The 14,744-nt window shown below is 69.3% G+C and carries 13 protein-coding genes; 6 read left to right on the forward strand and 7 right to left on the reverse strand.

Going from position 1 to position 14,744, the window contains the following annotated elements; all coding sequences use genetic code 11:
• Nucleotides 1-161: 161 nt before the first annotated feature.
• From OHB24_RS36880 to OHB24_RS36890, 3 genes are read left to right on the forward strand one after another with little or no spacing between them, the layout of a single operon-like run.
• Nucleotides 162-1,610, forward strand: a complete 1,449-nt coding sequence (locus OHB24_RS36880; protein WP_327635553.1) for an amidohydrolase family protein — start codon at nucleotides 162-164, stop codon at nucleotides 1,608-1,610.
• Nucleotides 1,611-1,632: 22 nt separating this feature from the next.
• Nucleotides 1,633-2,454: an IclR family transcriptional regulator domain-containing protein gene (locus OHB24_RS36885; RefSeq protein ID WP_327635554.1), complete on the forward strand. Its 822-nt coding sequence runs from the start codon at nucleotides 1,633-1,635 to the stop codon at nucleotides 2,452-2,454.
• Nucleotides 2,455-2,462: 8 nt separating this feature from the next.
• Nucleotides 2,463-2,894 carry a VOC family protein gene (locus tag OHB24_RS36890; protein WP_442913935.1) on the forward strand — a complete coding sequence of 144 codons (432 nt, stop codon included), beginning with the start codon at nucleotides 2,463-2,465 and terminating at the stop codon, nucleotides 2,892-2,894.
• A 9-nt stretch (nucleotides 2,895-2,903) separates the two neighbouring features.
• Here OHB24_RS36890 and OHB24_RS36895 read toward each other — a convergent pair whose 3' ends face one another.
• The 3 genes from OHB24_RS36895 to OHB24_RS36905 all read right to left on the reverse strand — a co-directional run bounded on the left by OHB24_RS36895 (nucleotide 2,904) and on the right by OHB24_RS36905 (nucleotide 6,630).
• Nucleotides 2,904-3,392 carry a hypothetical protein gene (locus tag OHB24_RS36895; RefSeq protein WP_327635556.1) on the reverse strand — a complete coding sequence of 163 codons (489 nt, stop codon included), beginning with the start codon at nucleotides 3,390-3,392 and terminating at the stop codon, nucleotides 2,904-2,906.
• Nucleotides 3,373-3,957 (reverse strand): RNA polymerase sigma factor, encoded by a 585-nt coding sequence (locus OHB24_RS36900; protein WP_327635557.1) that lies wholly within the window; start codon nucleotides 3,955-3,957, stop codon nucleotides 3,373-3,375. The genes OHB24_RS36895 and OHB24_RS36900 overlap by 20 nt, the downstream gene beginning before the upstream one ends.
• A 78-nt stretch (nucleotides 3,958-4,035) precedes the next feature.
• Entirely contained in the window at nucleotides 4,036-6,630 is a 2,595-nt protein-coding gene (locus OHB24_RS36905; protein WP_327635558.1) for a CHAT domain-containing protein, read from the reverse strand.
• A 48-nt stretch (nucleotides 6,631-6,678) separates the two neighbouring features.
• On the opposite strand from OHB24_RS36905, the gene OHB24_RS36910 reads away from it, so the two are divergent.
• Complete coding sequence (locus OHB24_RS36910) at nucleotides 6,679-7,947, forward strand: S8 family peptidase (protein WP_327635559.1); 1,269 nt, start codon at nucleotides 6,679-6,681, stop codon at nucleotides 7,945-7,947.
• A gap of 175 nt (nucleotides 7,948-8,122) precedes the next feature.
• Here OHB24_RS36910 and OHB24_RS36915 read toward each other — a convergent pair whose 3' ends face one another.
• A complete protein-coding gene (locus tag OHB24_RS36915; RefSeq protein WP_327635560.1) occupies nucleotides 8,123-8,539 on the reverse strand; it encodes a hypothetical protein in 417 nt (138 codons plus the stop codon).
• A gap of 256 nt (nucleotides 8,540-8,795) precedes the next feature.
• Here OHB24_RS36915 and OHB24_RS36920 point away from each other — a divergent pair, with 256 nt between their 5' ends.
• Nucleotides 8,796-10,235 carry an alkaline phosphatase PhoX gene (locus OHB24_RS36920; protein ID WP_327635561.1) on the forward strand — a complete coding sequence of 480 codons (1,440 nt, stop codon included), beginning with the start codon at nucleotides 8,796-8,798 and terminating at the stop codon, nucleotides 10,233-10,235.
• Here the strand turns inward: OHB24_RS36920 and OHB24_RS36925 are convergent.
• Nucleotides 10,204-11,319, reverse strand: a complete 1,116-nt coding sequence (locus OHB24_RS36925; protein WP_327635562.1) for a serine hydrolase domain-containing protein — start codon at nucleotides 11,317-11,319, stop codon at nucleotides 10,204-10,206. The two genes, OHB24_RS36920 and OHB24_RS36925, sit on opposite strands and share 32 nt — an antisense overlap.
• A 71-nt stretch (nucleotides 11,320-11,390) precedes the next feature.
• On the opposite strand from OHB24_RS36925, the gene OHB24_RS36930 reads away from it, so the two are divergent.
• On the forward strand, nucleotides 11,391-11,978 hold the full coding sequence (locus tag OHB24_RS36930; protein WP_327635563.1) for a TetR/AcrR family transcriptional regulator: 588 nt from the start codon (nucleotides 11,391-11,393) through the stop codon (nucleotides 11,976-11,978).
• Here OHB24_RS36930 and OHB24_RS36935 read toward each other — a convergent pair.
• Entirely contained in the window at nucleotides 11,944-13,074 is a 1,131-nt protein-coding gene (locus OHB24_RS36935; protein ID WP_327641145.1) for an MFS transporter, read from the reverse strand. The genes OHB24_RS36930 and OHB24_RS36935 overlap by 35 nt on opposite strands.
• Before the next feature lie 348 nt (nucleotides 13,075-13,422).
• Nucleotides 13,423-14,718: a BNR-4 repeat-containing protein gene (locus OHB24_RS36940; protein WP_327635564.1), complete on the reverse strand. Its 1,296-nt coding sequence runs from the start codon at nucleotides 14,716-14,718 to the stop codon at nucleotides 13,423-13,425.
• Nucleotides 14,719-14,744 lie beyond the last annotated feature (26 nt).

A 14,744-nucleotide genomic window follows, 5' to 3' on the forward strand; every position in this document is an offset into this window, starting at 1 on the left:
TGACCTCCCGATCTACGGACGTTTGTCCGCATCAGTTTCGATCTCTTCATACGAGCTGTCAACAGCCTCTTGACTCCATCGGACAGCACTCAGATAGTGAGTCTGACCGCCCCGTTGACCGTCATACGGACGTATGTCCGGGCAACTCCTTGGAGGCATCGATGACCACAGTGCTGTTGCGGGGCGGAACCGTGCTGACGATGGACGACCAGCACACGGTCGTCGCGGACGGCGACGTCCTGATCGACGGCGACCGGATCGCAGCCGTCGGGCAACCCGGCGAACGGCTCGACGTACCGGAAGGAACGCAGGTCGTCGACGCGTCCGGCGGCATCGTGATGCCGGGCATGATCGACACGCACCGACACATGTGGCAGACCGCGATGCGCGCGTACGGCGCCGACTGGACGCTCACGCAGTACTTCGTCTGGTACTACCTCGAGCACGGCAAGATCTTCCGCCCGGAGGACATCCACGCGGGAAACCTCACGTCCGCGTGGGAGTCGCTGGAGGCCGGCGTCACCACCACGGTCGACTGGTCGCACGGGCTGCAGAGCGTCGACCACGCCGAGGCCGCGGCGGACGCGTTGCGCGCCGTACCCGGGCGGTTCGTTCTTGCCTACGGCAACATCCAGGCCGGGCCGTGGGAGTGGTCCGCGGATCCTTCGGTGCGCGCGTTCCTGGAGCGGCTGCGGGACGACGGGCAGCTCGGGCTGCAGCTCGCGTTCGACGTGACCGGTGATCCGGCCTTCCCGGAGCGGGGCGCGTTCGAGGTCGCGCGCGAGCTCGGGGTCGGCGTCACCACCCATGCCGGCGTCTGGGGTGCGACCAACGACAGCGGCATCAAGCTGATGCACGACAACGGCTTCATGACGCCGCAGAACATCTACGTGCACGCGGCCACCCTCACCACGGACTCGTACCAGCGGATCGCCGCGACCGGCGGCTCGATCTCGGTCTCCACCGAGTCCGAGCAGAGCGCCGGCCAGGGCTACCCGCCGACCTGGCAGGTACGCCGCCACAACATTCCGGTGTCGCTGTCGATGGACACCAGTGTGTGGTGGAGCGGCGACCTGTTCAGTGCGATGCGGACGACGCTCGGCGCCGACCGGGCCCGCGAACACCTGGAGGCGCACATGAAGGGCGCCACCGTGACCCACAGTCATTTGCGGGCCGAACACGTCGTCGACTGGGCGACCCGCGGCGGCGCCCGCGCGCTCGGCCGCGACGACCTCGGCAGCCTCGAACCCGGCAAGAAGGCCGACGTGATCCTGATCAAGAACGACGCGTCACCGGTGTCGTTCCCGCTGATCAACCCGTACGGCCAGGTGGCGTTCCAGGCGCAGCGCGGCGACGTGCACACGGTGATCGTCGACGGCCGCGTGGTCAAGCACAACCACCAGTTGGTCGACTGCGACCTGACCGCCGTACGACGGGAGGTCGAGGCGACCGTCGACCACTTGCGGTCGGCGCTCGGTGAGGAGGCCTGGCTGAGCGGGATGAACCCGGAACTGCCGGAGGGCGAGGTGCTCGACAACCCGTACCAGTACACGGCCTACAAGTCCGACTCCACCCGCGAGGCGCGTGGCACCATCTTCGGTGAGTCCTAGTCAACCAACAGGAGGACGATAGATGGCAGGCCGTGGCGCGGGTCCGGACTTCGTCGAGTCACTGGCTCGTGGGCTGGACGTGCTCGCCTGCTTCGACGTGGACCACCGCACGATGTCGCTCACCGAGGTCGCGGCCGCGGCCGGCCTGGCCCGGCCGACCGCGCGCAGGCTGCTGCTGACGCTGGAGGAGCTCGGCTTCGTTCGTACGACCGGCGGCTCGTTCCAGCTCACGCCCAAGGTGCTGACGCTCGGCATGGCGTACGTCGGTTCGCTCGGCCTGTGGGACATCGCGAAGCCGCACCTCGAGACCCTCGTCGCGCGCACCGGCGAGTCGTCGTCGATGGCGCAGCTCGACGGCTCGGACATCGTGTACGTCGCCCGCGTGTCGGTGCCGAAGCTGATCGCGCTGCGGGTCGACATCGGCACTCGGTTCCCGGCTGCGCAAACGTCTCAGGGCAAGGTGCTGCTCTCGGCGCTCGCCCCCGACGCACTCGCCGACGTACTCGCGCAGCCGAGCCGCGCCGGGCTCCCGCCGTACATCGGCCGGACCGCGGAACAACTGCGTGACGAGCTGACCGAGATCCGGGCCCGCGGCTGGGCGCTGGCCGACGAGGAGCTCGCACCGGGCGTTCGCTCGGTCGCGGCACCGGTGCGCGACGGCACCGGGACTGTGCGGGCCGCGATGAACGTGACCGTGCACGCGGCCGAGACCACAGTCGACACGTTGCTGCACGACCACCTCCCGTTGTTGCTGCGTACGGCAGGAGATGTCAGCGCGGAGTGGGCGCTCTGGCAGTCTCGCCCACACGTCGAGGTCGAGCAGCGGGACGAAACGACTGCTTGAATGGTCATATGACTGTTCTCGACTCGCCCATCCCCCGGTTTCATCTCGCGATGCCTGTCGACGACCTGGACGCGGCGCGGCACTTCTACGGCGAGGTCCTCGGCCTCGAACAGGGCCGCAGTTCCGACACCTGGATCGACTGGAATCTGCGCGGCCACCAGTTCGTCACCCACGTCGCGCCCGAGCGCGCGCAGCGGATCCACAACCCGGTCGACGGCCACGACGTACCGGTGCCGCACTTCGGCCTGATCCTGACCGTCGACGAGTTCCAGACCTTCGCCGAGCGGCTGAAGGCGGCCGGCACCGAGTTCGTCATCGAGCCGTACGTGCGGTTCCAGGGCCAGACCGGTGAGCAGTGGACGATGTTCTTCCTCGACCCGGCCGGGAACGCCCTGGAGTTCAAGGCGTTCGCGGACGACTCCCAGGTCTTCGCCGCCTGAGCGGCGAACCTAGGGCGTGACCCAGCCGGTGAGGATCGTCGTACCGGACTGCGTCGTGCAGACCAGTCGGTAGGGGATGTTCGGTGGCGGGCCGAGAACGAAGAAGCCGAGTTCGTCGATCTCCGCCTCGGCCAGCTTGCCGCCGTCGCCGCGGGCCGTGACCGTGCCGACGTCGGGCGGGTCGAGCTGGCCCAGGACGGCGTTCGGCGTCAGCTCGAGCTCGACCGTCCAGCCGTCGGAGGCGAACGTGAGAGAACGCAAGATCGCGCTCTCCGAGCGGATCGCCAGCGCGTCCAGCGGATCCTGTGCGGAGTCGTAGGTGAGCGCCGCCAGTTCGGCGTCGATGGTCCGCCATGCGAACGCCGCCTTGCCGGCTTCGACGAAGGCGGACGGAACTTCGTCCGCGGACGCCAGCGCGTCCCGTAGGGCTTCGATCAGCAACTCGTCGTCGTGCCAGTCCGGATCCATCACGGTTCTCTCACCCCCTCGTCCTGTCATCGGGTCCATCCGCCGCCAGCCGGGCCAGCGCGGGAGTCTGTCGTAGCCGGGTCAGGCAGCGGGCCCGGTTCGGGCCGATGCTGCCGATCGGCACCTGGAGGCGCCGGCTGATCTCGTCGTACGGCGCCGGCGGGTCCTGCATCAGCAACCCGAGCAGAACCTGGCAGCGCCGCGAGAGTTCCGCGAACGCGGTGCGCAGGATCGTCTTGCGTTCGTGCCGCAGTACTTCCTCTTCGGCGATCGCCTGCTCGGGGACGTCGGGCGCCTGCACGAAGTCCACCGGCTCTGTCCGGCTGGTCGCGCGGATCAGCCGAAAGCACTCTCGCTGGGTCGTGGTCGCGATCCAGCCCGGCAACGCGGCCGGCTCACGTAGACCCGGCAGGTGCTCGACCAGCCGCAGCCACACGCTCTGTCCGACGTCGTCGATATCCGGCTGCGCCAGGCCGCACCGCCGGCACACCGAATAGACGAGCGGCGCGTACCGCTCCACCAGCTCGTCCCATGCATTCTTCTCGCCGTCCCTGGCCCTGGTGACCAGGTCGACGACTGTCGGATCGTCCCGCACGCCGTCCCCCTTCCTCACCGGACCGCTCGGCTATACCCCTCTTACTGGTACAGAGCGATCCGGACGACTGCTGATACATCAAGCCCCGAGTGCAACGAACGAACGACCAGCGGCATCGGCCACCGGATCACCGCGCGTCCCTACGCGAGCCGACGCGAACGCGGCCGCTAGCGACTGACCTGCCTGCAGGTTCTCGTGGAGCGCGAGCATCAAGGGAGCGGTTGCCGGATCGTTCACGGGTACGACGCTCGCCAGGATGCCTGCCGCGCCCAACGGGATCAGGCTGCTGCTCAACCCGAGCAGCTCGTCGGCGCCGACCGGTTTCGCCAGCCCGGAGTCGCAACTCGACAACACCATCCGGTACGGCGCTCTGCGCAGCCGCTCGAAGTCGTACACGGTCAGCGGCCCGTCGTCGAGCCGCAACGACGAGAACAACGGACTGTCCGCGCGGAACGTACCGTGCGCCGCGATGTGCGCGATCCAGGCGCCGTCGAGCTCCCGCAGTACTTTCTCCGCGGTCGCGTCCCCGTCCGCCAGCACGGTCGCGTCCGGGTACTGCTTCGCGAGCTCCATGACCTCGGCGCGGCCCGCCGACAAGCCCGGCCCGAGCACCAGCACGACACGACGGTCCGACGGCGGCCGCACCTGCCGCGCGCGCAACCAGGTCGCCGCCGACGGCACCACGTTCACGGCCCGATCAGCCAACGCCGGCACCAGCCCCCAAGGCAACGCATGCAACCTGCCCGGCGGCACCATCACCACCGGTCGATCCCCCAGCAACTCCTGCGCACCCCCAAGAATCGCGTCCCCCAACCGGACCCCCAGCACCTCGAGCGACGGTCCACCCTGAGGTCGACCATGTGCTCGGCCGTGAGCCAGCCTGCGCAAGCGGAACCGTGAGCGTTCCACCTCAAGTGCCGCGGCAGACAATGGACCGACCTCGTGCCGGGTGATCCGCCCGTCCCGCACCACCACCGCATGCAGCACCCCACCAACCTCAACCAGCTCGACAAGCACAGTCTCGCCGAGCGCCCCGACCAACTCATCAACCTCGAACCGAGGTGCGATCCGATGCGCGCTGCCTTGGGCTCTCAATGCGCGATCTCGAACTGTCTTCTCCAGGCGCCGGCGTTCCTTCTCAAGCGACGGATCGGGCGATGCGTCCAGCCGTCGTACGACGTCCCGCAACGCCGCGAGCTCGCCGACGAGTTGCTCGTCGTCCTGCGGCCGCACCGGCGGCACCCCGAGCGCCGTCGCCCGCCACCGCTCGCCCCAACTGAGCAACCGCCGCGGATCGTCCCGTCGCAACGCGTCCCGCAGCGCCAGCTCAGCCAGCTCAGCGCCATGACCGGTCGCCAACGCCCGCAGCTCCGTAGCGCCCATCGCGAGCCGATGCTCGTCCAACGCGTCGAGCCCGCGACCGCACGCCGACAACATCCCCCGCACCTCACCACGCGCCTCGGCCCGCAACGCCTTCCCCAACCACGCCGCACTCCGCGCGATCGGCGGCGCATCCTTGCTATGCCGTCCCGCCAATTCCAGCTGACGATCCGCCGCCCGGGCCCGCCCGAGATCCAATGCCAATCGCCCCGCCAGCAAATGCGCGCCCGACGCCTCGGACGCACCCAACGCATCCAACCGACCAGCCATCGCGCTCACGCGTCGAAGCAACCGCTCTCCGCGTTCTCCCGACTGATACCGCGCCTCCAGCTGCACCATCGACGAGCGCACCGACCACCACTCCCGGTGCTGTGCCGAGAACAACCGCCGCGCCCGATCTGCCCGCTCCCGCGCCGCCGCCGGATCGCCCGCCGCTAACGCAGCAGTCGCCGCCGCGAACCACAGCTCCCCGCGTTTGGTCGCCGTACCGCCCTTGGCCGCGATCGCCTGATCCATCTCGGCCAGCGCCTCTGTACTGAGCCCGGCAGCGAGCAGTACGCCGCACCGATCGATCGCGAGATCCGGCCACACCACACCGACTGCGGCGAACCGCCGGCCCGCCTCGTCCAAATACCGCAGCGCCGCCGGCAGATCGCCCCGCGAGTACGCGACCAATCCACGATTCTGCCGAGCCTCGGCGTACTCGAACTCCTGACCCGTCGCGGCGTACAACTTCTCCGCGACCGCGAAATCCGCATCCGCCCGCAACGTAGCGCCCAAAGCGAGTTGGATGAATCCGCGATAGTTCCGCGACCGCGCCTCCCAGACCTGATCGCCGGACCGCCGCAACCGCGTGATCGCGGACCGCAGATCGTCGAGCGCCTCGCGATGCCGCCCGAGCACCAGCAGTACGTCGGCGCGCCGTACCAGCACCCGCCCGGTCAGCGCACCGCGGCTGAGGTCGACGGCGCGATCGAGCCGCGCCAGACCCTCCCGGCTCCGGCCCGCCCGGCCGAGTGTTGCGCCCAACGTGGCAAGAACATCCGCCTGCCGCTCGGACCGTCCGGACTGCTCCGCCAGCCGCAGCGCGGTACGCAACTCGCGGACCGCCGTCGTCACATCGCCGAGCTGCCGCAGACCGATGCCCCAGGCCTGGTGCGCGATCGACGCCTCGACCGTCGCCGGCGCACCGGCCAGCAGCGTCCGCGCCGACGCGATCGCGTCGTGCGGACGTGACAACGCGAGAGGCAGCAGATTTTCTGCCGCCTCGGAACTCCCCCCTGCCGTCGGCATTCTGGAATAGTATCGGGCATTTCGACTGTCCAGGGGGGATGTAAGTAAATGGAAAATCAAACGACCGAACCAAAGTACATTGCTCAGATCGAGCTGATTCTCAGAGCATTCGAGCGTCAGGTCGAGGTGTTCCCGGAGGACTGGGAGAAGCGGCCGGAGGGGGCCGACTACCTGTACCGCGCCGGAGCGGTCCTGGTCCGCGACAAGGACGTCCCGCGAGTCGTCGAGCTGTTCCAGGGCGGCCGCCCGGACGACGGCGGGATCGGCGGCGTCACCCGGCTGCTGCTGCCGGATCGCGTGCCGCCCGAAGCACCGGAAGATCGGTCGCTCACCCAACGATTCCTCAAGTACGCCGACCTGCGGCTGGGACGCGGCGTGGTCACACCGGAACACCTGTTCTACGTGACACCCAGCGTCAGCCCGTGCCCCGCGACCGAGCCTGAGGAGGTCACGCCTGGTACTCCGCCGGACCCGGTGCTGCCCACGCCGTTCCTGTCCGCGGGCGCCGCGGACGGTCGCGGGGTGAAGGTCGTCGTACTCGATGTGGGCTGGTCCGACGCGCCGGCGGCGTACTGGCTGACCGGGGTGACCGGCGATCCGGAGAACGCGTTCGACGGGGCCGGGCACATCAAGCCGTACGCCGGTCACGGGACCTTCATCGCCGGGGTGATGCGGGCGATCGCGCGCAACGTGGAGATCGTGGTGAAGAGCTACTTCACCACGGCCGGTGCGATGTGGGAGTTCGATCTCGCGCAGGCACTGGACGAGATCCTCGATCTGGCGCCCGACATCATCAGCCTGTCGGCGGGCACCAGGACGCGGTTCGACCTGGCGCCGCTCGCTCTGGACGTCTTCGTGCAGACCCGGCTGAACCGCGTCAACGGCCTCACGCTGGTCGCCGCGGCGGGCAACGAGTCGTCCAGGGACTACTTCTGGCCGGCCGCGTTCCCGGAGGCCGTCGGCGTCGGTGCGCTGGCGGACAACGGGCGGGACCGGGCGTCGTTCAGCAACTTCGGCGGCTGGGTCGACGTCTACGCACCGGGCGAGCACCTGGTGAACGCGTTCCTGACCGGCGACTACGAGTGCACCGAGCCGCCGAACACCGGCCAGTTGCGCTCGTTCGCGGGCATGGCCCGATGGAGCGGTACGTCGTTCGCGACGCCGCTCGTGGCCGGTCTGATCGCCGGCCGGATGTCGGTCACCGGTGAGAGCGCCAAGCAGGCGGCGGACGCGCTGCTGGCGTTCGCGCTCACACAGCCCGAGCCGGGCACCGGGCCGGTCCTGCGAGCCGGCGACGCATTGGCGTCACTCACCTAGCAACGCGCCGACGCGGTGCGGTTTCCGGCCTGACCGCCCGGACTCTCGCACCGCGTCAGCTCCCCCCTTGCGTGCCCGCGCGCCGCCCTCCCCCCTGCAACGGCCCGAAGGCTCCCCCCACTTCTGCGGAGTCACCCTCGGTACAGGTTGATACACCCGGTTTTCCGGAAAGTTTTCAACGGCTGGGCGACTGCGGCTGCTCACAAAGGAACGGTGCCCGGTGAGCGCCGGAGTGGTAGCTGTACTGCTTCCCGCCGGCCTCGAGGATCGTCCGGTTCCCCGGCACCAGCGCCTGGGTGTAGTACATCCCCGGCTCCGGGCACCCGAGACTGCCGTCGGGCCAAGTGACCTCCTCGGAACTGACGACGGTCACCTGCGCCGCGTCCACCCCCAGCCGCTTCGTCAGGTCGGCCTTGGCCTGGTCGACCACACTGCCGCCCGGGCTCGCAGGCTCGGAACTACTGGGGCTGCTGCTGCTACCACTACTACTGCTGCTCGGCGTCATCGACGGTTGCCCTCCAGTCACGGATTCATTGCCACACGCAACCAAAAGTACGGCTGCCGCCAGCACGGTCGTCACACTGCGCATCATGATCACCTCCCACAGTAGACGCTCGGCCGGAGCCGTTCGTTGCAGACGGTACAAATGCCACGCCTCCGGCGCGGCGGGTCATGGGGCTGTAACTCCCGGCCTTCCCTCGTCGCTCCGGTCGCTTCGCTCCCTGCGCTCCTCAGTCCAGGCCGGGAGGCCCCATGACCAGTTGTTCAAGTTCTGTTTGCCGTCCGTCGGCCGTCGGCGTGAAGGATCGCGGCAACGTCCCGTCCACGTAGTCAGCAGGAGTCAAGCCATGTCTGTCGATCGTCGTTCCGTCCTCCGAGGTGCCGCCGTCGGCGCCGCCGGGGTCGGCTTCACCACCGTCGGCGCCGTGCCGACGCTCGCCGAGGCCGCGCCGGCCTCGCACGGCGACCGTTCGCCGTTCCCGCAGCACAAGCCGTTCCCTCCGCTGCTGGACGACCCGAAGGGCATCCTCGCGCTGCCGGCCGGCTTCCGGTACAAGGTCGTCACCAAGGCCGGTGAGACCAAGCTGAAGAGCGGCCAGGCGACGCCGAACGCCCACGACGGAACCGCCGTGTTCAGCACCGGGAACCACTACCGGCTGATCCAGAACCACGAGATCGGCGGCGCCACCGATCTCGGCGTACCGCAGATCGAGGGCACCGTGTACGACGCCGGCGTCGGCGCGGCCGGCGGCTGCACCGTCATCGACGTCAGCAAGGACGGCACCAACCTCGGCGAGTGGGTCGGCATCTCCGGCACCCTGACGAACTGCGCCGGCGGCCCGACGCCGTGGGGCACCTGGATGACCTGCGAGGAGACCGAGAACAAGGCCAACGGCACCACCCGTCTGAAGGACCACGGGTACGTCTTCGAGGTCTGGGGCGACGGGAAGACCGCGCACCCGGTGCCGCTGAAGGCGCTCGGCCGGTACGCCCACGAGGCGCTCGCGATCGACGAGGACAGGACCCACGTCTACCTGTCCGAGGACGCCTCCGGCCCGAACGGCACCTTCTACCGCTGGTCGGCGCCGCGCGGCTACAAACTCGGCCCGCGCAGCTGGCAGGACCTGCAGAACAAGGACTTCGGCACCCTCGAGGCCCTGGCCATCCTCGGTGACGACGGCAAGCCGATCCCGGACGTCGCGTACCTGACGTCGGCCCAGCTGCTCCGCCCGTTCCGGGTCGCGTGGGTTCCGGTCCCGGACCGCGACGGCGCCACGAAGTCGGTGCGCACCCAGTTCACCGACGGCCAGATCACCCGCGGCAAGAAGTTCGAGGGCGTCTACGGCACCAAGCAGGGCGTGTACGTCGTGAACTCGTACGCCGAGTCCGGCACCGCCGACCTGCCCGCCGACGCGGTCCCGCACGACGGCATGGTCTGGTTCTACAACTACGACGCCAAGACCATCCAGCTGGTCACGTACTTCCCGGAGAACGCCGCCGCGGACTCCGCCGGGTCGAAGTTCCAGGACCTCAACTTCGACGGCCCGGACAACGTCACCGTGACGCCGTGGGGCTCGCTGATCCTCGCCGAGGACGGTCAGGCCGCGAGCCACGTGCTGAGCGCGACGCCGGGCGGACCGACGTACGCCATCGCCCGGAACATGCTGAACGACTCCGAGTTCACCGGCCCGACGTTCTCCGCCGACGGCAAGGTGCTCTTCGTCAACATCCAGACGCCGGGGATCACGCTGGCCATCACCGGTCCGTGGCGCGACTACCTCGGCTGAGTGACTGGAGCGATTCGAGCAGGGTGAGCGAACGGTCGTCCGGACCCATGCGCACCTCGTTCATCAAGTAGGAGTAGGCGGTCTCGCGACCCGGCCAGGCGCCGTGTCGCGAGCCGCCTGCCCCGGCGTGGCCGAAGGCGTCGGGCTGGTCGCCCATCCGCCCGTCGCCGGTCTGCAGTTCGTAGCCGGCGCCGTACGCCATCGGGGTTCCCCAGTTCGGCTCGGCGCCACGCCGCAGCTCGCGCCGCCCCAGCTCGACGGTCGCCGGCGTCAGGACGCGGACGCCGTCCACCTCGCCGAGCATCGACGCGTAGAAACGAGCCATCCCACGAGCCGCCGCGTAGCCGCCGACCGCGGGCAGCCCGGCGGTGCGGTACTCGACGCTGTTCCAGATCTTCTCCGAGCCGGGGATCCACAACGGATTCGGCCGGTTCAGCTCGCTCCACGGCCCGTCGACCAGGACGCCGTCCGGCGCGACCATCGTCGCCGCCCGCCAGTGCAGTTCCTCGGGCAGGCCGATCCACACGTCGAGACCGAGCGGTGCGGCGAACTCATCCGCGAAGAACTGTCCCACGGTGCGCCCGTCCACTCGGCGTACCAGCTCGTCCAGCAGCCAGCCCCAGGTCACCGCGTGGTACATGAACCCGGCGCGCGGATCGGACGCCGGCACCTGCGCGGCCAGGTGCGCCGCCATCGCGTCGTGGTCGAGCAGGTCGGCGTACCCGACCTCGACCCACGCCAGCCGAGCCTGGTGGGACAGCACCTGCGCGATCGTCGTACGTTCCTTGCCCTCGGCGCCGAACTCGGGCCAGTAGCGGCTGACCGGATCGTCCAGCTGGAGCCGGCCGCGTTGCACCAGCAGCAGGATGCACGCGGTGGTGAGGCCCTTGGTCCCGGAGAACATCAGATGCACGGTGTCGCGATCCCACGCCCGGCCGGTCTCGGGGTCCGCCGTACCGCCCCACAGGTCGACCACCAGCTCGCCCTGGTGGTACGCCGCGAACGCCGCGCCCAGCTCGCCGCGCTCGGTGAAGTTCCGCTCGAACGCCTCGGCGACGTCCTCGTATCCCGCTGCTGTCCACATGGGAGATGATAGTACCGATCGTTCTTAACTAGGTCCAGCTCGGTAGGGTGGGGCGTGGAGGTGGTGGCCCGATGCCGGTCAAGGCTGGGGAACGGCTGGATCCCGAGGCGACGAAGGCCCGGATCCTGAAGGCGGCGGCGGACGTGTTCGGCCGGCGCGGGATCCATGCGGCCGGGATCAACGAGGTCGTCGAGGCGGCCGGCGCGTCCAAACTCACCATCTACAAGAACTTCGGCTCCAAGGAAGGGCTAGTCGAGGCAGTTCTCACCGACCGCACGCAGCGGGTCCGCGCGTGGCACAACGAGGCCGTCGAGCGAGCCGGCGGGAACGCGAGACAGCGCATTCTCGTGGTCTTCGACCTGGTCGCGAGCTGGTACGCCGAAGCCGGGTTCCGCGGCTGCGCGATGATGAACGCGGCCACCGAGGACCGCGGGCAGGAAGGGGCGCCGCGACGGCTCGCGCAGGACCACCTCGCCTTCTACCGCTCGCTTTTCGAGCGACTGCTGAGCGAAGCCGGAGCGCGTGACCCGAAGGCGTCGGCGCGGCAGCTGGTCGTCGTACTGGAGGGTGCAACACTGATCAGCGCGGTGGACCAGGATCCCGGGCTGGGCGCGGAGGCACGGGTCATCGTGGAGACACTGCTCGACGCGGCATTCTGAGCAGTACGACGACGCACGCGAGTCCCGCGCCGGCGGCCACCAGGAACGCCGCGCGGAACCCAGCTTGTTCAGCGACGAATCCGCCGAGCGGACCCGCGGTCATCACACCGAGATCCCAGAACGACGTCATCACACCCATCGACACCCCGGGCCGCAAACCCCGCACCCGATCCAGCGTCATCGAGACGCACGCCGGATAGACCAACGCCAGCCCGAGCCCGGCCAGCGCGGTGAAGATCGTTGCTCCGACCGGCCCGTTCGCCTGGGCGATTCCGACCAACGCGACGATCTCCACGGCGACGGTCGAGGCCGCCACCACGCGCCCGCCGTACCGATCGACCAACGGACTCCCGGCGAACCGCACCACCAGGAAAGCCGCCGCGAACACCGCCAGCGCGACGTCGTCGACACCGATCCCGCCGGCCCGCAACCGCAGCACGAGCAGCGCCGCCACCGTGCCGTAACAGTAGGCCGCCAACCCAACAATTGCCCCCGGCAACGGAATGCCGCGCGGCACCAGATCCCGGATCCGCGCCAACGGTTCAATCCGACCGGGATCACTCCGAGTCGTCAGCACCAACGCAACAGACACGACACACAGCGCCACGACGACCCACCAGACCACATCACCACCGGCTGTTGCCGTCAGCACCGTCGCGAGTACCGGACCTCCAGCCAAGCCGCCCCACATCGACAACCCGAACCAGCCCGCCACCCGGCCACGCTGCGCCGCTCGCGTACCCGCGAGAACCCAGGGCAACGCGGCCGAGAAGAGCGCCGCCTCACCCGCACCCATCACCAGACGAGCGAGCAGCAGCACACCCAGATTCGGTGCTAGCAGTTGCCCTAGGCCCCCAAGAGCCGCCAGCACTCCCCCGGCGACGACCACCGGACGCGACCAGCCCGCGTCGGCCAGCCACCCCGCGAACGGCCGGCCGCACGCAGTCGCCAGGAACGCGATCCCGACCGCGGTCCCACTCGCCAGCGCCCCACCGCCGAACTTCTCCGGCACGTACGACGGCAACGCCTGCAAGGCCGCCCCGAACGCCAGATACCCACACAGCACCGCCACCCACAACCGCCGCCCCGGAACCATCACCCTCACATAATACCGCTCGTTACCATCTCCCGCGCAGCCCCCTCAGGCCTCCAAGCTCACCTTGTGCACCAGATCCGTACGTCGCGCTCGCCGCAGCACGGACCCCATGCACAAAGTCACCACCGGACAACGCGAGACGTCCGGCGCGCGCCCCGCCCCTCCTCGAAGCCGACCTTGAGCACCCACCAACCATTTTCAGCACCGTCATTTGGTTGACCGGGGCCCAAGGTCACCGCTGCGTGGTTGGCCGGAGCCCAAAGTCGCGCCACCCCGCCCCGCGGCGGTGCGGGTGCGGGGTGCGGGGTGCGGGGTGCGGGGTGCGGGGTGCGGGGTGCGCCGCGAGCGTTACCTGGGTTGGTCGAGGAGCGCGATCTCGCAGTTGTAGTGCTGCGATGCGGTCATCTTTCCGCGGAACCACAGGAGCGGGACTCGCTCCGGGTCGCCGGGAGCCACGATCGGGCGGAGGTTGTCGGCGGTCGAGTTCTCGGTGACCGGTGTCCACGCCCACGTGGCCCCGGCGTCCGTCGTACGGGCGTGGAAGATCTCGTGGTGCTTCAGCGCGGCTCCGCCGCGTGGGTCGATCGGGGTGGAGACGTAGAGCGAGTCGAGGTCGTACGGGTCGATCGCGACCAGGCCGGTGTAGTCGTTCTCGTGCGTCAGGAGACCGTGCCCGGCCTTGGCCAGTTGCTGCACCTGCCACGTCCCGCCCGGAGCGAGCCGCGCGTAGAAGAAGCGGTGATCCGGCACCGGATGGTCCCGCGCGAAAGCGCTCTCTGACGTTTCCGGGGTGTCGTGACGGGCGAGCAGGATCGCCGCGAGGGTGCCGTCGTCGGCGCGGCGGATGTCGACGGTCCAGCAGTGCGTCATCGGCTCGCCGTCCCAGACCGAGTCCGCGGCGAGGACCGTGGTCAGCTCCACCTGCGACGGCGCGTCGGCGTCCAGCGCGACCTCGTCCACCACGGTCCCGTCGGTCCGGTGAAGCGCGCCGGCTTCCAGGTACCCGTGGTAGATCGAGTTGTTGTAGTCGCGCGGATGGTGATCCGTCGTGATCAGATCCACGCGCGTCGGCGTGGAGACGTAGCGGGTGTAGCCGTTGACGTAGCCGATCTTCGGGCGGGTGAAGAGCTTTCCGGCGTACGTCCAGGTATCGCCGTCGTCGTCGGACACCAGTGCGCACGGGTCGTCGTTGACCGCTCTCGCGAAGCAGTACAACCGGCCGTCGAGCTCGTGCAGATTCGAGTACGTGACGCCGCGGCCGCCGGTGAACTCGCTCCAGTCGAACGACTGCTCCGGGCCCCACTTGCGCGGATCGCCCGGCTCGCTCACCCGCCACCGCGTCAGATTGTCGGTCTTGTGCTTCGTGTACACGGCCAGCCAGCGCCCGTCCCTGCGTCGCCACAACGCCGGCACATCATGGTCGTCGGCCTCGAACCGCTCATGCAGTACGACGACGTCCGCCGATCCGGTGGCCAACTCCACCACGGTCAGCTCGACATTGCCTGCCCGCGCATCTCCCCCGGGCCCCTCCGGAGCCGCGATCGATCCGACGACGAGCACTCCGCCGTCCGGATCCACCACCGCCCGCTCATCCTGGAACCAGCACCAAGCACCGTTGTCGTTGATCACCCGAGCCGCATCCATGGCCACTGAGTCTCGCAGACCTGACG

The sequence above is a fragment of the Kribbella sp. NBC_00482 genome (assembly GCF_036013725.1).
Taxonomy (GTDB): Bacteria; Actinomycetota; Actinomycetes; order Propionibacteriales; family Kribbellaceae; genus Kribbella.